Origin of the sequence: Deinococcus humi (genome assembly GCF_014201875.1) — a bacterium.
In the GTDB taxonomy this organism is placed as follows: domain Bacteria; phylum Deinococcota; class Deinococci; order Deinococcales; family Deinococcaceae; genus Deinococcus; species Deinococcus humi.
Window position 1 is genome coordinate 95,525 of the sequence record NZ_JACHFL010000009.1, and the last position, 23,393, is coordinate 118,917.

The window sequence follows — 23,393 nt, forward strand, 5'->3', positions numbered from 1 at the left end:
CCAGGAGACTGGGCGGTGGAACGGTCAGACTTTGGACCTTCTCTAGATCCCGGCCAGCAGACGCTCCACATCGTCCAGCGTCGTGTAGTGCGCAGTGCTGACGCGCACGATGCCTTCGGGATACAGACCCAGATCCTTGAGCGGCTGCACGGCGTAGAAGTGTCCTGCGGCCACGTCCACCCCAATGGCGGTCAGCCGAGCAGCGGACTGCTCCGGCGTCTCGCCGTCCACGCGGAAGGCCGCCGTCCCCACGCGGCCGGTCATGTCCTGAGGCCCGTAGAGGGTGACGTTGTCCATCGCGGCCAGCCCGGAAATCAGGCGCTCGGCCACCGGCTTCTCCAGTTCGGCAATCCGGGCATAGGCGGACACCAGCGCGGCCCGCGTCAGTTCCCCGGAGTCGCCCAGCTCACGCAGGTAATCCAGCGTGCCCAGCCAGCCGGCCAGCAGTTCGAATTGCGGCGTGCCGTGCTCGATGCCCGTGATGTCGCCGTCCGGGACGAAACTCAGCTTGGGCCACGGCAGATGCGGGCGGTGTTCAGGGCTGATCCACAGCGCTCCCAGGTGTGGGCCGAACACCTTGTAGGGGCTGAACATCACGAAATCCGCGCCCCAGGCCTCCACGTCCGGCAGCGTGTGCGGCGCGGCGTGAACGGCGTCCACAACCGTCCAGCCACCTGCCGCCCGCACCTGGGCCGTGACGGCGGGAATGTCCACGGCGACGCCTAGCGCGTTGCTGGTCGCCGTGACCGACACCAGACGGGTCCGGTCCGAGAGCAACCCTGCCAGATCGTCGGCGTGCAGGTACATCTCGGGTTTGCGGGCGTGCCAGACCTTGACCGTCACGCCCACGCGTTCCAGCTCGCGCCACGGGCTGGCGTTGGCCTCGTGTTCCAGGCCCGACACGATCACCTCGTCCCCCGGCCCCCACATGCGGGCGAAGGCGGCGGACAGGCGGAAGGCCAGGGCCGTGGCACTCTGCGCCAGGGCCACGTCTTGCGGCTGGGCATTCAGGAACAGGGCGGTGGCCGCGCGGGCACGGTGCTTGAGGGCCAGGATATCGGCCCCCGGCTGGTGCCCCGGCATGGCGTTCGTCGCGCCGTAGCGCATCAGGTGTGCGGTGATGGCCTCGATGGCGCGCAGGGGCAGCAAGCCGCCCGCCGCATTGTCTAGGTAGGCCCGGCCCGCCAGGAGCGGGGGAAACTGTTCACGGAGACGGGGGGCCAGGGCCGGTGTCGCAGTGGTCATGCCCAGAGTGTAGGCCCACCTGGGGTACTCAGCCCCTGCACGCGCCGCTTTAACCTCCAGTTGTTCACTCTTTGGTGTGATGCGCCCTCTCATGCGCTCCCCCTATCTTTTACGAATGAGTTTCGTCCGCAAACCTCGCCCCTATTCTTCGGGGCTGCCGTCGGTGGGGCTCCCAGGTGGGGCGCGGGAGGGGTCGCGGCCGGACAGAATCCGGACAGAGCCGGCCAGAAAAAAACCAGGGCCACGTTACGTGCGCGGTCCCCGTCCGGCCATGAGCTGGGCCGGGGCGGTCACGGGACTGGCGGTGCTGGGCACGGCGTTGGTGATTCTGGTGGGCGCTTCGGGGCTGTGGAACAGCGTGGCGCGGGACTGGCAGTTCCGCTCGGCGGCGGCGGGCGTGACCGACGTGGCCCGCTGAGGCTGATGGCCGTGACTTCAAGGCAGACCGGTCCAGGGCGGAGGCTCAATTTCTGGCGCAACCCCTGGCCACGCACCCCATTCGTGCGGCGTCCGGGGGGGCGCTGGACCCTGCGGCGCATCCTGCGGGCGGCGCTGGCCACCGTGGGCGCATTGACGCTGGGGACCATGCTTCTGGGCGTGGCGGGCGCGTGGAGCAGCGGGGCCTTCGTCCGCGTGTGGAACCTGCGTTCGGAACTGCGGCCCATCGAGGTGCAGGACCGCCGCGGCCAGCCGCTGGGCGTGATCGACCATTGCCGCGAGGGCCAGACCACCAACGCCGTGCCATGCCGCGAATCGCTGAGCGTGCCGCTGACCGGCGTCTCGCCCTCGTTTCTGCTGGCCTACGTGGCGAAGGAGGACGTGCGCTTCTTCTCGCACGTGGGCGTGGATCTGGGCCGCCTGCCGCGCGCCCTGCTGAGTGGCTCGGGTGGCAGCACCCTGACCATGCAGTTGCTGAAGAACAATGTGCTGGCCGGGCATTTCGACTACGACACGGACCGGCACGGACTGGGCCTGGTGATGACCCGCAAGGCCACCGAGTTCGTGCTGGCCCCGCTGGTGACCCTGCGCTACGGACGGCAGGAGGTGCTGGCGATGAGCGTCAACAGTCTGCCGTGGATCGGCATCGGCCAGCGCAAGGGCGTGTACGACGCGGCGCGGGCAGTGTTCGGCGTGGATCCGGCAGACCTGAACCTGGCGCAGAGTGCCTTTCTGGTGGGCCTGCTGCCTGCGCCGGGACGTTATCTGGTGGCGGCGGACACCCCGCCCGAGACGGCCACCGCCCGCTTTCGCTGGATGCGTTCCCAGCAACTGCTGACCCTGCGAATCCTGCGCTCCAACGGTCTGATCTCGGAGAACGAGTACCTGGCGGCGGCCTCCGTTCCCTTGCAGCCCCGGCTGTGGCGCGCCGAGTACGCCGGAAGCGGCGGCGACCTGCGGATCGTGAGTGCGGCCCGCAATCCCGACTACCGCAACGAGCCTGAACCCGTGTGGGCCATGCAGGAACTGGTGCGGCGCGAGTTGCGGGCCGCCGGCCTGAATCCCAGCAAGGTGGGGCGCGTGGTGCTGACCATTGACGCGCGGGCGCAGGCAGAGCTGTCGCGGCGTGTAAGCGGTGAGGGGGCCACTGGCCTGCGTCCTCCCGGCATCGCCGAGGGCGCAGCCGTGGTGGACGTGCGGGGCGGCGGCATCGTGGCGCTGGCCAGCAGCACTGGAGGCAACCAGAACAGCGACGCCGGGCGGCAGTGGGCGGCTTACGCCCAGAGACCGGTCGCCAGCACGGTCAAACCGCTGCTGTATGCCACGGCATTTGGCAGCGGCGACGGAGATCTTAACCAGTTCAGCACCTTCACGGACACGGCCACCCGCTACGGCTCGCAGGCCATCGGCAACAATTCCGGCACCTTCTTGGGCCGAGCCATGACCGTGCGCGAGGCCAACGCCCGCAGCCTGAACACGGTCGCCGTGCAGGTGGGCACCGGGCGCGAGGCGGCCCTGCGAAAGGTTCTGGCGGGCGTGAATTACAGCGAGGACAGCGCCAACCGCTCCAGCCCGGCGCTAGGGACGTACCGGGCCTCACCGCTGACGGTGGCGGCGGCCTACAGCAGCTTCGCCAACGGCGGCACGCTGTGCCCCCCGCACCTGCTGGCCGAGGTGTACGGAGCTGGTGACAAACCGCTGCCCCTGCGCCGGGTGGGGTGCCAGCCGCTGTGGGATCCGGTGGTGGCCTACGAGACCTTCGACATGCTGACGGGCGCGGTGAACGACCCTGCCGGACACGTCCCCTTCCTGCGCCCCACCCTGTTCCAGCGCCTGAGCGGCAAGGCCATGCCGCTGGGCGCGAAGTCCGGCACCACCGACGACATCAACGACACGTGGTGTGCGGGCGTGACCCCGCAGTACGCGATGGCCGTGTGGATCGGCGACCCCGATGGCCGCCAGAGCGTGCCGGTGAACCTGTACCGCGAACAGGCCGCCTGCCGCGAGATCGGCCTGCTGCGCGATCTGCCGCACGACCTCAGGACGGTAGAGGTTCCGCCGGGGATCACGCGGGTGGGCGGTGTGGCGGTGCCGATTCCGGGGTTGAATCCGAGAAATCCAGTGCCGCCAGGATGAGGCGCCAGAAGACGCCGAGACGCCCATTCCTGCGCCCTGCCCCGACTTCCCACTGAGCTTCCCAATCTCTTTTTCCACACCACAAATCTTCCGAAGGAGCCTGCCATGTCCCCTCTCCCCTTTCTCTCCCTGTTGCCCCTGCTGTCTCCCACCCCCATGAGCGCTGGAACGGTGCTGGGGCTGAGCACGCCGCCGCTGCATTTCGTGATCGCCGCCGATATGACCGGCAGCAGCAAGAACCCCGCCTACAAGTACGCCGATCAGGCCCGGGTGCTGTCGCAGAGCATCATGCTCAATCAGGTGCGTTCGGGCGACACGCTGACCCTGCTCCGCATCTGCGAGGGCGTGCAGACGGTGGCCGACTTCAAATTCCTGTCCAAGAACGGCGCGAGGATGGGCAAGGCCGATATCCTGCGCTACACGGGCGCCTTGACCCAGCCGTGTACCGGACGGGGCAGCGCCATCACCGCCGGACTGAGCAAGGCCAATGCGCTCTTGGCCCGAACTGCGGGGGTGGGCAGCGTGGTGGTGCTGTTCAGCGACGGCGCCCTGCTTGACGATGCGGGGCGCGCCAAACTGCCAACCGTGTTCGGCAAGCTGCTGGGCAGCAAGGACACCCGGCAACTGTTCTTCGCGGGCTTAAGCCCGGAAAAGGACAGGAACGGCAACTCCATCCGGGACGGTTTCGTGGGGGCGCTGGGCAAGGCGGGCGACGACGCGCGGGTGCTGATGGCAGGCGCATATGACCTGAACAACGTCTACCCCACCTTTGCCGACGCCGTGAAGAAAGCCAGGAGGTAGGGCCATGTCGGACGTAAAGCTCTCCAAACCCGAAGCGGAGCTGACCTCGCCGGAGCCCTCAGCCGTTCCGTCATTCAGCCCCTCAGACCCGGTGGACCCCGGAACCTTTGATCTGGCCAGCTACGGGGCCGCCCTCCCGCGCCCGGAAGCGCTGAGCGCCGAGCAGTTCCTGCCGGTGCTGACGCCCGCGCACTTCACCGAACTGCTGGACGATCTGCGCGGCGAATTGCAACTCGTGCCCGACGAGGCCGCCCGCAGCGCGCTGACCTCGCGGGCGCGAATCCTGCGGCTGAACGTGGAGCAGTACCGCATCAACTTCGAGACCGCCCGCGTGACGGTCAACCGCGTACTGGCCGAGACGGGCGTGGGCGTTCGCGGCTCTTGGGCGCGGCAGCAGGACCACCTCAATTTCATGAACGCGGCCAGCGGCGATGTGGAGCGCGAATACCTGCGCGCCACCGAGGAAATCGAGCGGGCGCGCCAGCAGCGTTTCGAGGCGCTGACCAGTTCCGGCGTGCCCGTGGACGTCGATAGCGCCGAGGCGTTCTATCAGGAACAGGCGCTGGCCGAGCTGGCACGTGAGGGCCACGCACTGCGTCCACCGGAAGGGCGTTCGGGCAGCAAGAAGGTCTTCAATGCCTTCGCGGTGTTCAGCAAATTCTTCGTGGGCATCATCAGTGGGGTCAGCATCAATCTGCTGTTCAATCCGGAAAGTCGGCTGTACATGACCATCATCGCCCTGACCGCCGGGATCATGTTCAGCGTGCTGCTGCTGTGGCTGGTAGACGAGCTGGCGTACCGTGCCAAGCTGGCGGCGCGCACCCCCGGCATGGCGCGGCCCGGCGCGTACATCGGCGGCATCCTGGCCGTGACCGCGCTGTATCTGGGCGTGGAAGGCTACCTGAACTGGGACGGCATCCTGCGCGTGACCCAGCAGATCGCCGCCAACGCCGCGCAGCAGGGCCAGCTGACCGATCTGAACGCCCTACCCGACACGCCCACGGAGCCGCAGCACTGGTCTTTGCTGGTGTTCACGCTGGCCCTGGTCAGCATGGCGGCGGGCGCCGCGTTCATCCAGGGCCGCGAACGCGCCCGCGCCCTGCTGGAGCGTGAGCGGCTGGCCGCCAGGGTGGCCGAACTGAAGGCAGACGGTAGATTCGCCGCCGTGGCCCGCGCCGCCGATCATGTGGGCTATCTGGAGACGGCCCGCGATCGCCTGGCCCCCCCACGCGACGTGACCAGCCCCGATCACGCCCGCCTGAACGAGCGTGTCCTGAACCACTGGGAGCAGGAGCGCGAGGGGCAGATCCAGAGCGTCGCCGCCGAGCTGGTGCGCGAGGCCCGCGCCGTGCAGGATGCCCTGGAAGCCTTCGCGCAGGATCTGACCGGGGCCAGACACCCGCAGGAGCGGCGGCGGTTCGGCTTTCTGTAGAGGGAGAGTGGCGGTTGAGAACGCCGGCGGCCCCGGCTCAACCTGCCAGCGCCTCCAGCCCATCCGCCACCACCGACAACGGTTGAGTGGCGTCGAGTTCTGCCGTGGCCGTCGCCCGCAGCAACGGCTCCACAGTGTCCAGATGCTCCAGCACCAGCGCTCTCTCCTGGGGCGACTTCCCGTAGGGATTGTTCCTGCGGGTGGCGATGCGCTCCAGCAGGACGGCGGCAGGGGCGCTGAGCAGAACCACGGCGTCGAACCGGGGATAGAAGCGGCCCTGGTTGGATTTGCACCCCGCCACGAACAGCGCTCCATTCGCGTGACTGGCCAGCAACCCGTCCATGCGGTCCTCCCGCCACACCCAGTCGCGCGCTCCCCGCGCGTCCATGACCCACTCGCACCACTCGTCCGAGTCGGTATCCACAGTGCGGTGGCCCCGACGTGCCAGTTCCTGCAACACGCTGGATTTCCCGGTGCCAGACATGCCGGTGATAAGAATTCGGGTCATGTCAGGACTTTAACCGGGGGTGGCCGCCTCCGGTGGCCCGCACCCTTGAGTCCCCATCCCCCGCGCTAAACTTCCCGAATGACTGCTCCGTCCCCGACTCTGTCCACCGCCGAGATTCGCGAGAAGTTCCTCAGTTTCTTTGAGAGCAAGGGCCACCTGCGCCTGCCCAGCCACAGCACGGTGGCCCCCGATCCCACGACGCTGTTCACGGTGGCGGGCATGCAGCCGTTCAAGGCGCAGTTCATGGGCGCACCCGCCAAATTCGAGCAGGGGACTTCCCGGCGGGTCACCACCGCCCAGAAGTGCCTGCGAATCGGCGACATCGAGAACGTGGGGCGCACACTGAGGCACTGCTCCCTGCTGGAGATGCTGGGCAACTTCTCGTTCGGCGACTACTTCAAGCGCGAGTCGCTGACCTGGGCCTGGGAGTTCCTGACCGCTCCCGAATGGATGGGCCTGGACAAATCGAAGCTGTACGCCACCATCTACGAGGACGACGAGGAAGCGTATGAGATCTGGACGCAGGAGATCGGCCTGCCCGCAGACCACATCCTGCGCTTCGGGGCCGACGAGAACTTCTGGCCCGCCGACGCGCCTGCCGCCGGCCCGAACGGCCCCTGCGGTCCTTGCAGCGAGATCTTCTATGACCGGGGGCCAAAGTACGGCGACGACACCTGGGCCGACTACGCCGAGACCCGCGAGAGCGCGCGCTTTCTGGAAATCTGGAACAACGTGTTCCCGCAGTATGACCGCCAGGAACCCCTCTCCGACGGCACGCCGACGCTGGTAGACCTGCCCTTTAAGAACATAGACACCGGCATGGGCCTGGAGCGCATCGCCACGGTCGTGCAGGACGTGTACGACTTCTACAGCAACGACGTGTTCGGCCCGATCATCGCACGGGTTGTCGAGCTGTCCGGCCACCCCTACGAGGGACCGCAGAACGTCTCGCACCGCGTCGTGGCCGAGCATGTGCGCAGCGTCAGCATGATCATCGCGGACGGCTCTACCCCGAGCAACACCGGGCGTGGCTATGTCATCCGTAAGATCCTGCGCCGCGCTTCCCGCCACGCCTACCTGCTGGGCTTGAAAGAGCCGACGCTGTACAAGCTCGTGCCGCTGGTGGTGGAGAGCATGGGCGACGCCTACCCCGAATTGCGGACCGAGCAGGCACGGGTAGAGGCGACGATTCAAAGCGAGGAAGAACGCTTCCTGAAGACCCTGGAAGGCGGCATCCAGCGCCTCGGCGGGCTGCTGGAAGGCATGCAGAGGGGCGCAGTGCTGGGCGGCGAGGACGCCTTCATCCTCTACGACACCTACGGCTTTCCCGTCGACCTGACCAAAGAAATTGCCGAGGAATACGGCGTCAGCGTGGACGAGGCCGGGTATGCCGAGAGCCTGGAAAACGCCCAGAACATCGCGCGGGCGGGCAGCAAGTACGGCAAGTCCGAACTGTTCGGGGCGCAGGAGGCCCTGGAAGACCTGTCGCCCACGCAGTTTGTCGGTTACGACGAGCTGGAGGCCGACGGCGAGGTGCTGGCGCTGCTGGTGGGGGGCGAACGTCTGGGCCAGCTGGCGGCGGGCGACGAAGCCACCGTGGTGCTGTCACGCACCCCCTTCTACGCCGAGGGCGGCGGCGAGGTGGGCGACACCGGACGCCTGGAATGGGACGGTGGCACCGGTATCGTGCGCGACACCCGCAAGACCCCCGGGGGCGTGTTCCTGCACGATGTGGCGATCGAGGCAGGCGAACTGAAGACCGGCCAGAGGGTGCGCAGCGTGGTCTCGGGCGAACGGCAGGCGACGCAGCGCCATCACACCGCCACCCACCTGCTGCACGCTGCGCTCCGGGCGGTGCTGGGCTCGGGGGTGCGGCAGGCCGGGTCACTGGTGGCCCCGGATCGCCTGCGCTTTGACTTCTCGCACGGCGCGGCCATGACCGCCGACGAGATCGCCAGTGTTGAGCGACTGGTTTCCCGCTGGGTCAGCGCCAACTTCCCGGTGACGTGGCAGGAAATGCCGATTGCCGAGGCGCGGGCGGCAGGGGCCACCGCCCTGTTCGGCGAGAAGTACGGCGACACCGTGCGTGTGGTCCGCGTGGGCGGCGACGTGTCCTACGAGGGACAGGCTGTGGCGAGCATGGAGCTGTGCGGCGGCGCGCACGTGAGCCGCACCGGAGATATCGGCGCGTTCGTGATCCTGAGCGATGAGAACGTGGCCGCCGGGGTGCGCCGCATCGAGGCGCTGGCGGGCGAGGCGGCCACCGCGTGGCTGCGCGAACGCCTTCAGGGGGTGGCCCGCGTGTCCGCCCTGCTCAACACCAGCCCCGACGGTCTGGAAGGCCGCGTGTCTGGCCTGCAGGCCCAGCTCAAGGCTGCCGAGAAGGAGACGGGGGCGGTGCGCCGTCAGCTGGCCGAGGCGCAGATGGGCGGCGGGGGTGGCGCAGCTTCCCCGGTGCGTGAACTGGGCGGCTTCAGGGTAGCGTCCCTCAAGCTGAGCGGCATCGAGGGCAACGAACTGCGCGGCGCGGCGGACACGCTGCTGGACCAGAGCGGAGCCGATCTTGTCGTCATTGCCGGGGACAAGGGACTGGTTGTTAAGGCGACCAAAGACGCCGTGGGCCGTGGGGCACATGCCGGGCAAATAGTGGGCAAGCTGGCCGCGGCGGGCGGCGGCAAGGGCGGCGGGCGCCCCGACATGGCCCAGGCGGGCATTACGGATGCAGGGGCGGCGCTCGAAGCCCTGGAGACGGCGTTCTGAACCCGGTTCACCGGCGGTGATGGCCTCAGGTCACCAGTCAGGAAAGAGAGGTGGCGCTCAGGGTATTAAACCTTGAGCGCCACCTCTCTTTCCTGGTCCTCTGGAAGAAAACTCCATCACTTTAAGGAAATCCGGACCTCGTTGCCCGCACTGTCCTCGGCGCTAATCAGCTCGCCGGGGGGCGGATCCGCTTCGATCAGCAGTTGGATGGTCTCCAGGCTGAATCCTGCACTCTCCAGCGCCGCAATGCCGTGCGGCGGGATCAGCCTTTCCAGATGCGGCGCGAGGCTGACCGGCAGATTGGCGTTGTACTCGTCCCCTGCCGCGGATTCCACCTGAATGCGCAGGATACGGGCCGAGCCGGAGCGGGCGGGCCCGTAGCCGTACTCATACTGGGGCTTCTTGCCTTCCACCACGCCCTCAACGGCGCGCTCGACAGTTTCAGCGATACGGTCAACCATACCCTCTATTCCTCCTCTGCCCGGGCGGGGGCGTGCGCCGCCGTCCCAGGTCCAGGCTGGCCCACGTGGACCACCTTCAGTCCCAAAGTTTCCGGACGGCTGGGGCGGGCGGGGCGGGGCGGGCGGCACATCTCGCACGCCGCGCAGCAGCAGCAGGTGTTCAGCCACCTGCCCGGTGTCCAGCTCGTCACGGTTCAGCAGCGAGTCGATCAGTTCGCGGTCACTGTCGGTCAACGCCAGCTTGGTGCTCAGGGCGGCCAGCAGCGGCCCGGCATCCTCCAGGGTCAGGCGGCCCGCGCGGACCAGATCGAGAAGACGTTTGACCTTTTCTTTCATGGGGAAATCCTTTGTTGGGACGGGGTTCATGGCAGATCCGGCTGCGCGGGGCGGCGGCTGAACCCTGACGTGTCGGAAGCGGAGACCAGATGAGCCTGCCCACTCGAGATCAGCACCCGGCCGCGCAGCCCGCTCCCGTCCGCCCGCGCCTGCCGCGACATGTGCTGGGCGTACCACTGCTCAGGCGTGCGCTGCCACAGCGCGCACAGACGCTGCCAGAGCCTGCCAGCCAGCCCGAGACTGGGCCGTTCGGGATTGTGCAACCCAGTGCCGGTCTCTACGGCGACCTGTCGGACAGGGTGAGCCACGATGCGGTAGCCCCTGGCCGCACGGCTGGGTGGACGCTGGGCACTTGGAGACAGCGAGATGCGGGCCGGACGGGGAGTCGAGGTAACGGTCATCTTGAATCCTCCAGGGACGCGGGATCAGGCGCTGGGCAGCGCGGGCAGCGGGCCGTTATTCGGTGAGCAACTTGACCTGTCCGGCGGCCACGCGGCACGACAGGAAGGCCTCGCCGCCACCGAGCTGCCCGGTGTGATGCGTGTTCATAAAGCCGCCGCTCTTGTGGGTGGAAAAGTCAGCCTTGAAAGCGCCCACGGTCACGTCGGCCTCCACGCGCAGGCTGCTCCCGGGAAGCAGGTGCAGACTTGCGTTTCCGGCGTTGACCTCCAGGCGGTGATCGCCCCCTGAGAGCACCCCGGCCCACTTGAGATTGCCGCCGTTGACACTGGCATTCAGGCTGTGCGCGCCGGTCAGCGACAGGTTGCCCCCATTGACGCTCAGGTGCGTGGGACCGCCCATCTCGGCTGCGGTCAGGTTGCCGCCGTTGACCTCGGCTTTCAGGCTCGCGGCGCGGCCCATGCGGATGTTGCCGCCGTTGACCTCGGCGTGCATCTCGCCGCCCACATCGGGCAGGGTCAGGTTGCCGCCCTCCACCGTGGCGCGCACATGCCGTGCCGCGAAGGGCAGCGCCAGGATGGCCTTGAGGTTGCCCCAGTGGCCATGGTGGAAGTGGTCCACACGCTGCACCTGCCAGCCTTTTGGCGTTCCGGTCAGACGCAGCATGCCGTCCTCGTTGGCGCTCAGATGCGGCGCGGCCAGTGAGGCGTCATGCAGAACCGTCAGGGTGTAGCCGCTGACCTTGAGCATCAGATCCGGCGGAACGTCGCTGGCGCTGTGCGCCTGTTCGGCGGGCATTACGGCCTCGACGGGCGAGCCCTCCAGCAGCCCTGCGGCCTCCTCGGCGGTGAGTTTGCCTTCGGCCACCAGACGCTGAACCTGCGAACGGAAATCCTCGGCGGGCTGTTGCTGTTCATTCATATCCGTCTCCTTGAGAGAATAGAAACACAGATTTACCAGAATGTCAATACAGAATTGATCATCTGATTCCGAAGGTTAGATTCCTGGTGTCTGGGAGGCGATTTTCAGGGATTGTGAACTCAGTACAGAATGAAGTTAGAAATCAGGTCCTTCTATTCAGTGGGTTTGAACCCCATAGTCAGGCCATGGGAATGCCGTCGCCGCGCATCGGCCACCCCACTCCCCTATGCTTGAGCTCATGACGTTGCCCGAACTCACCCCTGCCCAGCGCACCGAAGTGGAGTTGCTGGCGCGCGGCAAGGCGGAAAAGAGCCGCACCCTGCGCGAACTGAATCTCCCCGAGACGCCGGAATCGGCCCATACCTTGCTGCTGCGCCTGGGCCTGTGGAGCGAGGCCAGAACACCGTACGCAGACCGTCTGGGGGTGACGCTAGGCCACCTGACGCTGGACGTGCCGGACTTTGCCCCCGAAGAGCGGCTGGACCTGACCCATCTGGGCGCCTATGCCATCGACGATGAGGGCAACCGTGATCCGGACGACGCGGTGGGCATCGAACCGCTGGAGGGCGGGTTGACCCGCCTATGGGTCCATGTGGCGGACGTGGCGGCTCTGGTGCCGCCGGACAGCCCGCTGGACCTGGAAGCCCGTGCACGCGGCGCAACCCTATACCTGCCGGACCAGACGATTGGCATGCTGCCCGACGCCCTGGTCGAGAAGACTGGGCTGGGACTGCACGAGACCATGCCGGCGCTGTCCATCTCGCTGGATCTGGACGCCGACGGCAACGCCGACGCCGTGGACGTGGCCCTGACCACCGTGCGGGTCACGCGTCTGACATACCAGGGCGCGCAGGCCAGGCTGGAGGCGGGCGAGGAACCCTTCGTCACCCTGGCGAGGCTGGCCCGCGCCAGCCAGGAACTGCGCGAGTCCGAGGGAGCGCTGAGCATCGATCTGCCCGAGGTGCGGATCAAAGCCGATGAGCACGGCGCAACCGTCACGCCGCTGCCCAAGCCGGAGATGCGTTTCGTGGTGCAGGAGTGCATGACCCTGGCGGGCTGGGCCGCCGCCATCTACGCCGACGATCACGACATTCCACTGCCGTTTGCCACCCAGGCCGATCCCAGCCGCGAGGTCCGGGGCGACGGTTTAGGCGTGCAGTGGGCCCGTCGCAAGACGCTGGCCCGCACCCGCTTTCAGCCGTCCCCTGGGCCACATTCGGGCATGGGGCTGGACCTGTACGCCCAGGCCACCAGCCCCATGCGGCGCTACCTGGATCTGGTGGTCCATCAGCAGCTGCGGGCCGCGCTGACGGGCCGTGAACCGCTGGACGGGCGGGCCGTGGCCGCCCACATCGCCCAGGCCACCCTGAACGCCGACGCCACCCGCCAGGCCGAGCGCCTGAGCCGCAAGCACCACACCCTGCGTTACGCCGCCGCCCAGCCTGAGCGCGAGTGGGAGGCGGTGGTGGTGGACCGCCGTGGCCCGCAGGCCACCCTGTTGATTCCCGAACTGGCCTACGATCTGCCGCTGAGCACGCCCGCGCCCGTTGGCACGACGTTGAGAGTCCGGCTGGTGGACGTGAATCTGCCTGCCCTGAGCATGCGCGCCCGCACCGTTTAGAGGCATACCTCACCTGCACCCCCCCGGTGATCGGCGGCACCGACACGTCCCACAGCTCACAAGCAACTTACTTCCCTTGAGGAAAGCCCTGTTGATACTCAGTCCAGTACAGTGAGAACAGAAATGAACTCGGGACATTTAACCCATACACGAAAAACAACGTTGAACACGCACATTTCATCCGCCGAAATCTGCTTCATCTTTCATTCATGCGCCCCTTCCTCTGCTTAAACTGCCAGACATGACCGCCGTGAGCCGGGTATTGAACGACATCGTGTCCCTGCGCATGAGCCACTGCCGCGCCGAACAGGCCGCCGGGGCCGCCCAGTATCACTTGGCGGTGCAGCACTACCGGGCCTGCCTGGAAGCCGCCGAGAGCCGCGAGGACTGCCAGGCGGTGCAGTTCTTCGCCCTGAAGCTGTCGGGCTGCTATGAGCAGATGGGTCTGCGCGACAAGGCGGCGCAGTTCCGCGCTCTGGCCAGCGTGAACGAAGAACTGCCGCCAGGGCTGCTGGGCTAGGAGGCAACCCACCGCCGCTGCGCTGCGTACTGACAACATGGTCAAGACCCTGCTGCTGACCCTGACCCTGGCGTCGCTGCCCGCCGCCGGCGCGGTCCCCCTGACCCTGCGGGCCGGGCAAACTGCGTCGCTGAACGGTACGAACATCACGTTGCTGCGCTTTAACGACAGCCGTTGCCCGCTGAAGGCCATCTGCGTGATGGCGGGCAACGTGAAGGCCAGCCTGTTTGTCGTGAACGGAAAGTCCGCGCGCCTGTACACGGTCTACCTGCCCGGCGTCCCGGTGGCGACGGCGGCCGGAGAGGTCCGCCTGCGGGCGGCAACCCGACGGGAGGGCGGCGGCGCACAGCGCCTGACCTTTGAGGTGGGGAAATAAAGTTGTCGGGACGTGGGGGCGACCTCTGCGTCACCTCTTCAGCCTGCCTCCCCTAGTTCCTGCCCGTCCCTCCAAGACCCGACTCGCTACAGTGGCCCCATGAAGTACGTGTCCACTCGCGGCCTGCGTGATCTGGGGGGCTTCTCGGATGTTCTGCTGATGGGACTGGCCCCGGACGGCGGCCTCGCCATGCCCGAACGCCTGCCCACCCTCAGCCCGGACGATCTGGAAGGGTTGCGCGGGCTGGACTACGCCGATCTGGCCTATGCGGTCATGCACCCCTACATCGACGACATTCCGGAGGCGGACCTGCGCGCCATGCTGCGGGCCACGTATCACCCGGACGTGTTCCACAGCGCCGACATCACACCGCTGACGCCGCTGGGCAACTCCGGGCTGTTCCTGCTGGAACTGTCCAACGGCCCCTCGCTGGCCTTCAAGGACATCGCCATGCAATTTCTGGGGCAAGTGTTCGAGTACGTGCTGGAGCGGCGGAATGAGGAGCTGAACATCCTGGGGGCGACGTCGGGCGACACCGGATCGGCAGCGGAGTACGCCATGTTGGGCAAGGCCCGCATCAACGTCTTTATGCTCTCGCCGCACGGACGCATGAGCGCCTTTCAGCAGGCGCAGATGTTCAGCCTGCACGAGCCGAACATCTTCAACATCGCCGTGCAGGGCGTGTTCGACGACTGCCAGGACCTGGTAAAAGAGATCAACGCCGACACCGGGTTCAAGGCCCGCCACGCGATTGGCGCCGTGAATTCCATCAACTGGGCGCGGGTGCTGGCGCAGGCGGTGTATTACTTCAAGGCGTATTTCGCCCTGAAGCTCCCCGCTGGGCAGCAGGTGGATTTCAGCGTGCCGTCGGGCAACTTCGGCAACGTGTTCGCCGGGTATCTGGCCAAACGCATGGGCCTGCCCATCGGGCAACTGGTGGTGGCCAGCAACGAAAATGACGTGCTGCACGAGTTCTTCTCCACCGGAGTCTACCACGTGCGGCGGGCGGCGCAGGTGGCGCAGACCTCCAGCCCCAGTATGGACATCGGCAAGGCCTCCAACTTCGAGCGCTACCTGTATCTGATCTCGGGTGCGGACGGCGCGCAGACCGGCGTGTGGTGGGCGGAGGTGGGGGGCGGGCGGCCCGTCGATCTGCGCGGCATGGCCCACTGGGACGAGGTGCGGGCGAGCGGCTTCGTGGGCGGGCGCAGCAGTCATGCGGACCGGCTGGAGACCATTCGCCGCACGGATGAGCGTTTCGGGCGCCTGGTTGACCCTCACACTGCCGACGGCCTGCTCGTGGGCGAGCGCTACGCGCGGGCCGGAGTTCCGATGGTCTGCCTGGAAACCGCCCTGCCCGCTAAGTTCGAGGACACCGTGAAAGAGGCCGTGGGCCGCACGCCGCCGCGTCCCGAACGCTTCGAGGGCATCGAGGAATTGCCGCGCCACTTCACCGTGATGGAAAACAACGCCGTCCCCCTGAAAGCATGGATCGCGCAGAAGCTCGGGCAGGCGCTGCAAGCAACACCCTGAACCCGGCACTACACTCGGGGGCATGAAGCACCTCTCCACCACCGATGTCACGCCGCGCGCCCTGGGCTTTGCCATGCCGCCCGAGTGGGAAGCGCACGCCGCCACCTGGATGAGCTGGCCTGCCGGCGATGACCTGTGGTTCGGCCACCTGGACGCAGTGCGCGCCGAGTTCGCCGGGCTGGTCCGGACGATTGCCCGCTTCGAGCCGGTGCACCTGCTGACCCGCGACGCGCAGAGCCGTCAGGACGCGGACGAACGTCTGGTGGGAGCCAACGTGACCTTCCATGACGTGCCGCTGAACGACGTGTGGATCCGGGACAACGGCCCACTGTTCGTGACCCGCAGCCCGGGGGACGTCTCCTTCGTCAACTGGCGCTTCAATGCCTGGGGCGGCAAGTTCGATTTCGCCGAGGACGACCGTGTCCCGGAAGCTGTGGCCCATATCCTGAACGCCTCCCACTGGGATGTGCCGGTGGTGCTGGAGGGCGGCGCGCTGGAGATCGGCGGCGCGGGTGTGGCGCTGACCACCCGTTCATGCCTGCTGACCGACACCCGCAATCTGGGACTGGACGCAGGCAAATACGCCGACTGGCTGCGCGAGTACCTGGGCGTAAGCAAATTATTGTGGCTGGGCGCGGGCCTGGAAAATGACCATACGGACGGCCACATTGACACCATCACGCGCTTTGCCGACGAGCGAACCATCGTGACCAGCGTGGAGGCGGATCAGATGGACCCCAACCACGCGGTCATGACGGCCAATCTGGAGGCGTTGAAAGGAATGACCGACGCGCACGGCAATCCCTTCCGCATCGTGGAGCTGCCCCTGCCCGCCGAGTATCTGGAAGGTGCGGAGGGCCGACTGCCGCCCACCTATGCCAACTTCTACATCGGCAACGGCTTTGTGGTGGTGCCGCAGTACGGCGACCCCAACGACGCCCGCGCGCTGGAGATTCTGACGCCGCTGTTTCCGGGCCGCGAGGTCATCGGCCTGAGCAGCCGCGCGATCATCGAGGGCGGCGGCTCGTTCCACTGCGTGACGCAGCAGCAGCCGGTGGGGACGGTGTGGACGGGGGAATAATGGACCTCGGCGGCGGCTACAGCGCCCGCCCCATCTCGCTGCAGGCTTACCGCGACGCCTGCGACCGACTGCAAGGGCAGATCTTCGGCGACGGCTCGCTGTACGCTTTCGGGCCTCCTGTCAAAGCGCCGCCGCCGCTGGGTGAGACGTTCAGCTGGGGCCTCTATAGGGCTGAAGAACTGATCGGCTGGAGCTTCGCGCAACAGAAGGACGAGCGCACGGTGTACATGGCCGACACGGGAATCCTGCCCGAACATCAGGGGCGCGGGCTATACACCCGCCTGCTGCCGCAGTTGCTGGACACCTTTCGGGAGGCAGGCTACAGCCTAGTCCAGAGCCACCACCGCGCCACCAACAATGCCGTGATCGTTCCTAAACTGCGTGCTGGCTTCCTTATCCAGGGCTTGAACCTGTACGAGGGCGGGCTGAACGTGGCCCTGACGCACAGCCTGGACAACACCTACCGCAAAGCCATGCACGTCCGCAGCGGCCTTCAGGCGGCGCAGGGCGAGACGGCGCGGCGACTGGGGGTGCCCTCGGAAGCCCAGACCGAAAGTGCCGTTCCCCCTGCCATTTCACTGCCGGCCGGCCAGGGCCAGGACACCGAGCTGGGCGGGGGCTACGTGCTGCGCCGCGTTCCCTACGAGGTCTATTACGACATCTACTCGGGGTTGGAAGACGCCGTTTACAGCAGCGTTTCCCTGAACTGGCCGACGCCCGCCCGGCTGGAGCCGCCCGAATATCCGCGGTATGCCTGGCTGATCGGCCACGGGGAGCAGGTGGTGGGCTGGCAGTATTCCCGCCAGTGGGACAGCCGCACGGCCTACATGGTCAACACGGCGCTGCTCCCCGCACACCGTGGGCAGGGGGTGTACACCCGTCTGCTGGCGCCCGTGCTGGCCGCGCTGAGGGCAGAGGGCTATGAGCTCGTTCGCAGTCACCACCACGCCACCAACAACGCCGTGCTGCTGCCCAAGTTGCGTGCGGGTTTTCGCCTGCAGGGCCTCCAGGTGGACGATCACGGCGTCATGGCGGTGCTGATGCTGAGCTTCGGCGGGTTGTACCGCGACTACATGGACGTTCGCAGCGGGCTGAAACGGCCCACCGGCGAGGTGGCACAGGCCCTGGCGCTGGAGAGGCCGTAAAAAGGCCCCCTGCGATAGCAGAGGGCTGAAGAGGGAATGACCGTTAGACCGTCTGCTGCGCCAGCTTCTTTGGCGCCGTTTTCTTGGCCGGGCGGTTCCTCGCCCGTTTCACGGTGGCGATGCCTGCGTCAGAGTGCAGCACCTCGCCGTACAGGTTCCACCACTGACGGGCCGTTCCCAGCTCACGGGTCAGGTTCTCGAAGCGGTAGTAGGCTGCTTCTCCACCGGGCAGGACGAAGGTAGGGGTGCCGAACACCCCCAGTTCGGCGGCCTCGGCCAGCTCGGCGCGCAGGCTGGCACGCAGGCCCGCGTCGTCCTTGCGGTCAGCGGCAAACTGTTCCAGATCGAGTTTCGCGACCCGCGCCGCCGCCATCACGGCGTCCTCGTCCATCGGCTTCTTCTCCTCGTGAACGGCGCGGAACAGCGCCAAGGTGAAGTTCCAGCTCTGCTCCTCGCCCTGCCGGGCCGCTGCCCCAGCCGCCAGGAAAGCCAGCAGACTGGTTTGCTGGGCGCGCTGGCCCGCGTCGCCGGGTTGATCGGTCAGCCACCACACCGGCTCCTGCTGGCCCGCGTTGTCGACGTGGTTGCCCTGCACCAGTGAGAAATGCCTGAGCTTGAACCCCTGCTCGCCCGCCTGACGCAGCACCTGGGCCAGTTCCACGCCGCGCCAGGCATAGGGGCACAGGAAGTCGAAGAACACCTCGTTGGACGGAACACTGGATGGGGTCATGCGGGGACGCTAGCACGCGTTCCAGGCACGGAATGTCAGCCTTCCAACCTCAGAGAGTCCGCTCACGACAGCCCAACACGGCTTTCATGGCCTCGTCGGGTCAGGAATGGTTCCAGTTGTCGGGATCGTCCGAGTCGCCGGGCGAGAGGCCCAGCACGTCGCCGTCAGTGGAGCAGCCCAAGCCCAGCACTGTGCGGTTGGCGTAGGCGAAATAGGCCGTGACCTGATTGATCTCCAGAATCTCGCCGTCGCTGAAGCCCACCTCTCGCAGGCTCTCCACATCCGCCCCGGAGACGGCGGACGGGGTGAGGGTCAATTTCTCGGCGTAGCGCAGGGCCTGTCTCTGCCCCCCGCTCAGCGGGGCAGCGTCGGGATCGCGTGCCTCGACCGCCCGGCGAATGGCGTCCGCCCGCGCGTCGTCCCCGAGCAATCGTTTCAGCCCGGCGAAGTGGTGCTCAACACAGTATTCACAGCTGTTCAGCGAACTGACCCATACCCCCAGCGTTTCCAGCAACCACTTGGGGAGCGTGTTGCCGCTGTGGTGCAGCGCAGCCTTGTACAGCGCCATATGCCCCTCCATGCTGTGGGGCCGCAGCGAGTGCATCGCCATGATGTTGTCCACGTTGTTGCCCGGCCCCTTCACGCGGTCATACAGGACTTTCAGGCGGCCGGTGGCCTCCAGATAGGGAACGGTTTGGATCCAGGGCATGGGGCAGTGTAGGCCGCCAGGAGGACTAAGCTACACCCACCATGAACCCCGACGAACGCACCGCGCAGAATGTCCGGCTGTTCGACACGCTCTCGGCCCACTACGACCGCATGGGCTTCCTGCCTCTGACGGCGCGGTACCTGGCCGGGCGGTTTGAGGCGCGCCCTGGTGAGACGCTGCTGGACGTGATGTGCGGCACCGGCACGCTGGCGCTGGCGCTGGCGGACGCGGTGGGAGCGGGCGGGCAGGTGGTGGGCGCGGACCTGTCGCCAGGGATGCTGGCCGTGGCACGGAACAGGGTGGTGGGAAAGACCAACCTCTCGTTCGTAGAGGCCGACGCGACGGCGCTGCCGTTGGTGGACATGACGTTCGACGGCGTAGCCTGCGCCTCGGGGCTGTTCTTCGTGCCGGACATGGAGGCGGCGCTGCGCGAGTGGCGGCGGGTGCTGCGTCCGGGCGGGCGGGTCGCCTTTTCCTCGTTCGGCAAGGGGCTGATGGGCGACCTGCCGGGGCGCTGGCGCACAGCCCTGGAAGGCGTGGGCTTCAATCCGGGCTTCCCGCCGCTGGGCCGCCTGCCCTCGCCGGATGCGGCGGCAGAGCTGCTGCGGGCGGCGGGCTTCGAGGAGGTCACGGTGGACCTTCGGGACTTGCCCTACCGGCTGCCCACGCCGCAACACCGCTGGGACGACATCGAGGCTGGCATGGAGGGGGCGCCGCTGGCCTCATTGCCGCCTGAAATCCGTCGCCGGCTTCAGAGTGAGCATCTGGCCGAACTTGAGGCGCTATTTGCCGGAGAGGCGCTGACCGTCCCGGTTCCGGTGCTGGTGGCCTCCGGGGTGCGGGCCCGATAAAGGGGTGGGAGACGGGCTGCACAGGTATTGGAGAAAATCGGGGACTACTCCACGGTGCCGTCCTCCGGCGGTGTGCCGTCCACAAACACGGTGTTCTGATCGGTGTAATGCACCTGTCCGGCAGGTGCTCCTCTGGGTTTCCAGACGTACTTGATGCGGGTGTAATCCACGCCCACGTTGCTGCTACCGCGCGCCTTGCTGTGCGCGGCGGCCAGCCGGGCCGCGTACAGGATGTCGGGTTGTGCCAGCTCCTTGCCACCAGTCCGCACGATGACATGGCTGCCGGGGTAGCCCTGCGCGTGGAACCAGTAGTCCATGCTGCGCCCGATGCGGTGCGTCAAGGTGGCATTTTCCTTGTTGTTGCGGCCCACCAGCACCTCGTAACCGCCGGGGGTGGTGAAGCGCAGGCCGTACTGGCTCTTCTCCGGGCGCTCGGACTGCAGGGTGGAGGCCAGCGCGTCCAGTTCCTCCAGGCTGGCGTGTTCCAGCTGCGTTACGCGCGCCTCGGCCTCGGCCAGTTCGGCACGCAGGGTCTCCTCGCGCTCCAGCAGGCGTTCGTACACGTCCTCGCGGCGGCGGGCACGGCCATAACGTTTCTCAGCGTTCTGCACGGCGCTCAGGCTGGGGTCAAGGGCCACCGGGCGCGGACCGCTGCCGTCGAAGGCGGGCAGTTCGGCGCTTGAGCTCCCTGGTTCCACCGTGGAGGCGTAGGCCATCAGCAGGTCCGCTTCCTCGCGGTCTATCGCGGCGGCGTCCAGGCCTGCCTCGGCGCGGGACACGTCGGCCAGCTGGTTGCGGATCAGGGTCAGGCGCTTGCCCAGCGGTTCGGCCAGGGCTTTGCGCAGTGCGGCGGCCTTCTCGCTGCGGGCGGCCTCGCGGGCGCCGTCCTGCATGACGCCCTCGCTGACGGTGGGATCGGCCACCAGCGAACGCAGGGCAGCCAGGGCCTGCGGCCAATCCTGCCCCGGTGCCTGGGTGGACAGCAGGTCCGCCCGCCGCGCCAGTTCCGCGCTCAACAGCGGTCCCAGTCCATCCAGGCGCTCGCGCCACTGGCCTATCGGCAGCGTGGACAGGGACTGCGCCTCCGCCTCCTCCAGCGTGCGTGGGTCCAGCTTGTCGTAGGGCGGCGGCGGGGTGTACTGGCCCCCACTGCGGATGGTGCGGAAGCGGTTGCGGCTGCCGGTGATCTCGCGGGCGGCCATAACGATGCGCCCCCCGAAGCCCTCGCCCTCCTCCAGCACCAGCAGGTTGGCGTTGCGGCCCGTGACCTCGAACAGCAACCGCGTGGGGGCCTGGTCCACGAATCCGGCCTCGCCGCCGAAGTGCAGCGCCACCACGCGGTCGAGCTTGAGTTGCTCGGCCGCCAGCAGTTGACCACGCACCCGCGCGGCCAGAAAGCGCTGGAAGGGGCTGCGGGGATCGCCGCGCAGCCGCTCGCGGGAGATGAACAACACCGGCTGGGGCGGACGGTAGGCCAGCACCAGATTGCGCCTCTCGCCGAGGCCGGGGCCGTCCAGCAGCAGGGCGGCGGTGGTCTCATCGGGAAAGACCCAGCCCAGTGTGTGCAGTGGGAGGTGCGGGCTCAGCTCGCCCAGCACCTTTGCCAGCATCAGCCCTTCCATGTGGGACCTCGGGAGAAATAGGGAAAGGCAGTCATCCGGGCATGCTAGCGCCGGGACAATGCGGGCAACTCGGCACAATGGCTCAGTTTCCAAGGGGCCGCCGCGGATGCCAGACTGTAGCCGCCATGCCCGCCCCGTCCCCCACGCTCAATGACGGCTACGCCTACACCGAGCGCGTCGGTCCACGGGGCGCGGGCCTGACGGTACTGGCGTATCTGGCGGGGCGCTACGGTCATTCCAGCCCTGGGGAGTGGCAGGCGCGGCTGGAGCGCGGCGAAGTCGTGCTCGGAGGCGTCGCCGCCCAGGGTTCAGAGACCCTGCGGGCCGGTCAGACGCTGATCTGGAACCGCCCACCCTGGCCTGAAGACGCCGTGCCGCTGCATTTCGAGGTGCTGTATCAGGATGAGGCCGTGCTGGCCGTCTCCAAACCCTCCGGGCTCCCCACCGTTCCGGCAGGCGGTTTTCTGAATCACACGCTGCTGACCCTGGTCCGACAGCGGTGGCCGGAGGCGTCGCCGCTGCACCGGCTGGGACGCGGCACGTCCGGCCTGGTCCTGTTCTCGCAGACGGCAGCGGCGGGGGCGGCCCTGTCGCGGGACTGGCGCGAGGGACGGATTGAGAAGACCTACCGCGCCCTCGCCCAGGGCATAGCCCGGCAGGACGAGTCCGAAATCAGCACGCCCATTGGCCTGGTGCCGCATCCGAGACTGGGGGAGGTCTACGCGGCCAGCCCAGACGGTAAGGGGTCACGGTCCTTCGCGCGGGTGCTGGCGCGGCGGGACGGTCAGACCCTCTTTGAGGTGGACATCCACACGGGCCGTCCTCACCAGATTCGCATTCATCTGGCCGCCATCGGGCATCCGCTGGTGGGCGATCCGTTGTACGGGGTGGGCGGGCTTCCGCTGGCCGATCTGCCAGGGCTGCCAGGGGACGGCGGCTACCTGCTGCACGCGCACCGGCTGGGGTTTGTCCATCCGAGCACCGCTCAGAAGATGACGCTTGAGGCCACAGTTCCCGCCGAACTGAACGCGGGTTAGTCCAGGCCGCTTCTCCCCAGGCCACCCTTGAGGAGCAGTTTCTGAACGGTCTCGCCGCCGATCTTGCGCGCCTCGCCATACAGAACTGTGGTTGTATTCCAGCCTGGAGAGAAAGAAATATTGACGAACAGGTGATAACGCTTGTCCCGATCCTTGCAGGACAATTCACCTTTGGCCGTGGCGGCAACGCTGGAATAGACCGTCGTTTCTATGGTATTGAAATACTCCGGGAACAATTCAAAATCAATAGTGAAGAGAGAGGAGAACACTGATTCAGGCTTGGCGTCGGCTGCCGGAACCTCACGTGGAACGTACAGCCAGAGCTTTGCAGCCATGGCATCCGGCGCACTGATAACCAGTGTGTCCACCGAGCAATCACCCTCCCCGTAGCCGTTGAACTTCTGGATCAGTTGTTTCAAGGTTGTTTGCTCTTCCTTAGGCGGGTGCGCGGACAATGTGATGTCATACTTCCCACTGCCGTCAATCGTTCCGATGACCGTATTCCGGTTCACGTCCATGAACACAGGACGGGGGGTAGGGATGGACCAGTCTTCAGTTCTGCCCTGAAGTTTCGGCGTCAGCCCCAGCGGTCCGCTCGTCGGAGGCTTTGCCAACGCGTTGGTGAAATCGGCGTCAGTGACAGGCAATTTTGGCGCAATTTGAAGACAAAGCGCTTGGCTACCCGACAGAATCAGGACCAGGGCAGCGAACAGGGAGGAACGGAACATAGC

General features: G+C 67.1%; 22 protein-coding genes. 13 read left to right on the forward strand and 9 right to left on the reverse strand.

Annotated elements, in window-relative coordinates; all coding sequences use genetic code 11:
* Nucleotides 1-42: 42 nt before the first annotated feature.
* Nucleotides 43-1,245: a cysteine desulfurase-like protein gene (locus tag HNQ08_RS16245; RefSeq protein WP_184134348.1), complete on the reverse strand. Its 1,203-nt coding sequence runs from the start codon at nt 1,243-1,245 to the stop codon at nt 43-45.
* Nucleotides 1,246-1,495: 250 nt separating this feature from the next.
* Here HNQ08_RS16245 and HNQ08_RS27475 point away from each other — a divergent pair, with 250 nt between their 5' ends.
* The 4 genes from HNQ08_RS27475 to HNQ08_RS16265 all read left to right on the forward strand — a co-directional run bounded on the left by HNQ08_RS27475 (nt 1,496) and on the right by HNQ08_RS16265 (nt 6,052).
* Nucleotides 1,496-1,663, forward strand: a complete 168-nt coding sequence (locus HNQ08_RS27475; RefSeq protein ID WP_229790153.1) for a hypothetical protein — start codon at nt 1,496-1,498, stop codon at nt 1,661-1,663.
* A gap of 5 nt (nt 1,664-1,668) precedes the next feature.
* Entirely contained in the window at nt 1,669-3,819 is a 2,151-nt protein-coding gene (locus tag HNQ08_RS16255) for a transglycosylase domain-containing protein (protein ID WP_184134352.1), read from the forward strand.
* 105 nt (nt 3,820-3,924) lie between these two features.
* Nucleotides 3,925-4,620 (forward strand): VWA domain-containing protein, encoded by a 696-nt coding sequence (locus tag HNQ08_RS16260; protein WP_184134355.1) that lies wholly within the window; start codon nt 3,925-3,927, stop codon nt 4,618-4,620.
* Between the two features lie 4 nt (nt 4,621-4,624).
* A complete protein-coding gene (locus HNQ08_RS16265) occupies nt 4,625-6,052 on the forward strand; it encodes a hypothetical protein (protein WP_229790151.1) in 1,428 nt (475 codons plus the stop codon).
* A gap of 37 nt (nt 6,053-6,089) precedes the next feature.
* Here the strand turns inward: HNQ08_RS16265 and HNQ08_RS16270 are convergent, their stop codons facing one another.
* Nucleotides 6,090-6,560, reverse strand: coding sequence for an AAA family ATPase (locus tag HNQ08_RS16270; protein WP_184134358.1), 471 nt, complete (start codon nt 6,558-6,560; stop codon nt 6,090-6,092).
* Nucleotides 6,561-6,638: 78 nt separating this feature from the next.
* Here HNQ08_RS16270 and alaS point away from each other — a divergent pair, with 78 nt between their 5' ends.
* Complete coding sequence (gene alaS / locus HNQ08_RS16275) at nt 6,639-9,320, forward strand: alanine--tRNA ligase (RefSeq protein WP_184134360.1); 2,682 nt, start codon at nt 6,639-6,641, stop codon at nt 9,318-9,320.
* A 116-nt stretch (nt 9,321-9,436) separates the two neighbouring features.
* On the opposite strand, the gene HNQ08_RS16280 is transcribed toward alaS, so the two are convergent.
* Genes HNQ08_RS16280 through HNQ08_RS16290 form a run of 3 tightly spaced genes read right to left on the reverse strand, consistent with a single transcriptional unit; the run spans nt 9,437 to nt 11,437 of the window.
* Complete coding sequence (locus tag HNQ08_RS16280; protein WP_184134362.1) at nt 9,437-10,117, reverse strand: hypothetical protein; 681 nt, start codon at nt 10,115-10,117, stop codon at nt 9,437-9,439.
* A gap of 26 nt (nt 10,118-10,143) precedes the next feature.
* Nucleotides 10,144-10,518, reverse strand: a complete 375-nt coding sequence (locus tag HNQ08_RS16285) for a hypothetical protein (protein ID WP_184134365.1) — start codon at nt 10,516-10,518, stop codon at nt 10,144-10,146.
* Nucleotides 10,519-10,573: 55 nt separating this feature from the next.
* Nucleotides 10,574-11,437 carry a hypothetical protein gene (locus HNQ08_RS16290; RefSeq protein WP_184134368.1) on the reverse strand — a complete coding sequence of 288 codons (864 nt, stop codon included), beginning with the start codon at nt 11,435-11,437 and terminating at the stop codon, nt 10,574-10,576.
* Between the two features lie 238 nt (nt 11,438-11,675).
* Between HNQ08_RS16290 and HNQ08_RS16295 the strand changes: the two genes are divergently transcribed.
* The 6 genes from HNQ08_RS16295 to HNQ08_RS16320 all read left to right on the forward strand — a co-directional run bounded on the left by HNQ08_RS16295 (nt 11,676) and on the right by HNQ08_RS16320 (nt 17,713).
* Entirely contained in the window at nt 11,676-13,058 is a 1,383-nt protein-coding gene (locus HNQ08_RS16295) for an RNB domain-containing ribonuclease (protein ID WP_184134380.1), read from the forward strand.
* A gap of 241 nt (nt 13,059-13,299) precedes the next feature.
* Nucleotides 13,300-13,578, forward strand: a complete 279-nt coding sequence (locus tag HNQ08_RS16300; protein ID WP_184134383.1) for a hypothetical protein — start codon at nt 13,300-13,302, stop codon at nt 13,576-13,578.
* Nucleotides 13,579-13,615: 37 nt separating this feature from the next.
* Nucleotides 13,616-13,954: a hypothetical protein gene (locus tag HNQ08_RS16305; RefSeq protein ID WP_184134386.1), complete on the forward strand. Its 339-nt coding sequence runs from the start codon at nt 13,616-13,618 to the stop codon at nt 13,952-13,954.
* Nucleotides 13,955-14,053: 99 nt separating this feature from the next.
* Entirely contained in the window at nt 14,054-15,487 is a 1,434-nt protein-coding gene (gene thrC / locus HNQ08_RS16310) for a threonine synthase (protein ID WP_184134389.1), read from the forward strand.
* A gap of 22 nt (nt 15,488-15,509) precedes the next feature.
* Nucleotides 15,510-16,568, forward strand: a complete 1,059-nt coding sequence (locus HNQ08_RS16315) for an agmatine deiminase family protein (RefSeq protein ID WP_184134392.1) — start codon at nt 15,510-15,512, stop codon at nt 16,566-16,568.
* On the forward strand, nt 16,568-17,713 hold the full coding sequence (locus tag HNQ08_RS16320; protein WP_221284237.1) for a GNAT family N-acetyltransferase: 1,146 nt from the start codon (nt 16,568-16,570) through the stop codon (nt 17,711-17,713). Before HNQ08_RS16315 ends, HNQ08_RS16320 begins: the two co-directional genes overlap by 1 nt.
* Nucleotides 17,714-17,756: 43 nt before the next feature.
* Here HNQ08_RS16320 and HNQ08_RS16325 read toward each other — a convergent pair whose 3' ends face one another.
* On the reverse strand, nt 17,757-18,443 hold the full coding sequence (locus tag HNQ08_RS16325; protein ID WP_184134403.1) for a DsbA family protein: 687 nt from the start codon (nt 18,441-18,443) through the stop codon (nt 17,757-17,759).
* 100 nt (nt 18,444-18,543) lie between these two features.
* Nucleotides 18,544-19,152 carry a carboxymuconolactone decarboxylase family protein gene (locus tag HNQ08_RS16330; RefSeq protein ID WP_184134405.1) on the reverse strand — a complete coding sequence of 203 codons (609 nt, stop codon included), beginning with the start codon at nt 19,150-19,152 and terminating at the stop codon, nt 18,544-18,546.
* A gap of 41 nt (nt 19,153-19,193) precedes the next feature.
* Between HNQ08_RS16330 and HNQ08_RS16335 the strand changes: the two genes are divergently transcribed.
* On the forward strand, nt 19,194-20,003 hold the full coding sequence (locus HNQ08_RS16335) for a class I SAM-dependent methyltransferase (RefSeq protein WP_184134408.1): 810 nt from the start codon (nt 19,194-19,196) through the stop codon (nt 20,001-20,003).
* 44 nt (nt 20,004-20,047) lie between these two features.
* On the opposite strand, the gene HNQ08_RS16340 is transcribed toward HNQ08_RS16335, so the two are convergent.
* Entirely contained in the window at nt 20,048-21,625 is a 1,578-nt protein-coding gene (locus HNQ08_RS16340; protein ID WP_184134411.1) for an Rqc2 family fibronectin-binding protein, read from the reverse strand.
* Nucleotides 21,626-21,750: 125 nt separating this feature from the next.
* Between HNQ08_RS16340 and HNQ08_RS16345 the strand changes: the two genes are divergently transcribed.
* Complete coding sequence (locus tag HNQ08_RS16345) at nt 21,751-22,662, forward strand: RluA family pseudouridine synthase (RefSeq protein ID WP_184134414.1); 912 nt, start codon at nt 21,751-21,753, stop codon at nt 22,660-22,662.
* Here HNQ08_RS16345 and HNQ08_RS16350 read toward each other — a convergent pair.
* Nucleotides 22,659-23,390, reverse strand: a complete 732-nt coding sequence (locus HNQ08_RS16350) for a hypothetical protein (RefSeq protein WP_184134415.1) — start codon at nt 23,388-23,390, stop codon at nt 22,659-22,661. The two genes, HNQ08_RS16345 and HNQ08_RS16350, sit on opposite strands and share 4 nt — an antisense overlap.
* Between the last annotated feature and the right edge of the window lie 3 nt (nt 23,391-23,393).

What these genes read in the sequence shown, in the direction of transcription:
- HNQ08_RS16245 (WP_184134348.1), bottom strand. Translation starts at nt 1,245, where the DNA reads ATGACCACTGCGACACCGGCCCTGGCCCCCCGTCTCCGTGAACAGTTT.
- HNQ08_RS16255 (WP_184134352.1), top strand. Translation starts at nt 1,669, where the DNA reads ATGGCCGTGACTTCAAGGCAGACCGGTCCAGGGCGGAGGCTCAATTTC.
- HNQ08_RS16260 (WP_184134355.1), top strand. Translation starts at nt 3,925, where the DNA reads ATGTCCCCTCTCCCCTTTCTCTCCCTGTTGCCCCTGCTGTCTCCCACC.
- HNQ08_RS16265 (WP_229790151.1), top strand. Translation starts at nt 4,625, where the DNA reads ATGTCGGACGTAAAGCTCTCCAAACCCGAAGCGGAGCTGACCTCGCCG.
- HNQ08_RS16270 (WP_184134358.1), bottom strand. Translation starts at nt 6,560, where the DNA reads ATGACCCGAATTCTTATCACCGGCATGTCTGGCACCGGGAAATCCAGC.
- alaS (WP_184134360.1), top strand. Translation starts at nt 6,639, where the DNA reads ATGACTGCTCCGTCCCCGACTCTGTCCACCGCCGAGATTCGCGAGAAG.
- HNQ08_RS16280 (WP_184134362.1), bottom strand. Translation starts at nt 10,117, where the DNA reads ATGAAAGAAAAGGTCAAACGTCTTCTCGATCTGGTCCGCGCGGGCCGC.
- HNQ08_RS16285 (WP_184134365.1), bottom strand. Translation starts at nt 10,518, where the DNA reads ATGACCGTTACCTCGACTCCCCGTCCGGCCCGCATCTCGCTGTCTCCA.
- HNQ08_RS16290 (WP_184134368.1), bottom strand. Translation starts at nt 11,437, where the DNA reads ATGAATGAACAGCAACAGCCCGCCGAGGATTTCCGTTCGCAGGTTCAG.
- HNQ08_RS16295 (WP_184134380.1), top strand. Translation starts at nt 11,676, where the DNA reads ATGACGTTGCCCGAACTCACCCCTGCCCAGCGCACCGAAGTGGAGTTG.
- HNQ08_RS16300 (WP_184134383.1), top strand. Translation starts at nt 13,300, where the DNA reads ATGACCGCCGTGAGCCGGGTATTGAACGACATCGTGTCCCTGCGCATG.
- HNQ08_RS16305 (WP_184134386.1), top strand. Translation starts at nt 13,616, where the DNA reads ATGGTCAAGACCCTGCTGCTGACCCTGACCCTGGCGTCGCTGCCCGCC.
- thrC (WP_184134389.1), top strand. Translation starts at nt 14,054, where the DNA reads ATGAAGTACGTGTCCACTCGCGGCCTGCGTGATCTGGGGGGCTTCTCG.
- HNQ08_RS16315 (WP_184134392.1), top strand. Translation starts at nt 15,510, where the DNA reads ATGAAGCACCTCTCCACCACCGATGTCACGCCGCGCGCCCTGGGCTTT.
- HNQ08_RS16320 (WP_221284237.1), top strand. Translation starts at nt 16,568, where the DNA reads ATGGACCTCGGCGGCGGCTACAGCGCCCGCCCCATCTCGCTGCAGGCT.
- HNQ08_RS16325 (WP_184134403.1), bottom strand. Translation starts at nt 18,443, where the DNA reads ATGACCCCATCCAGTGTTCCGTCCAACGAGGTGTTCTTCGACTTCCTG.
- HNQ08_RS16330 (WP_184134405.1), bottom strand. Translation starts at nt 19,152, where the DNA reads ATGCCCTGGATCCAAACCGTTCCCTATCTGGAGGCCACCGGCCGCCTG.
- HNQ08_RS16335 (WP_184134408.1), top strand. Translation starts at nt 19,194, where the DNA reads ATGAACCCCGACGAACGCACCGCGCAGAATGTCCGGCTGTTCGACACG.
- HNQ08_RS16340 (WP_184134411.1), bottom strand. Translation starts at nt 21,625, where the DNA reads ATGGAAGGGCTGATGCTGGCAAAGGTGCTGGGCGAGCTGAGCCCGCAC.
- HNQ08_RS16345 (WP_184134414.1), top strand. Translation starts at nt 21,751, where the DNA reads ATGCCCGCCCCGTCCCCCACGCTCAATGACGGCTACGCCTACACCGAG.
- HNQ08_RS16350 (WP_184134415.1), bottom strand. Translation starts at nt 23,390, where the DNA reads ATGTTCCGTTCCTCCCTGTTCGCTGCCCTGGTCCTGATTCTGTCGGGT.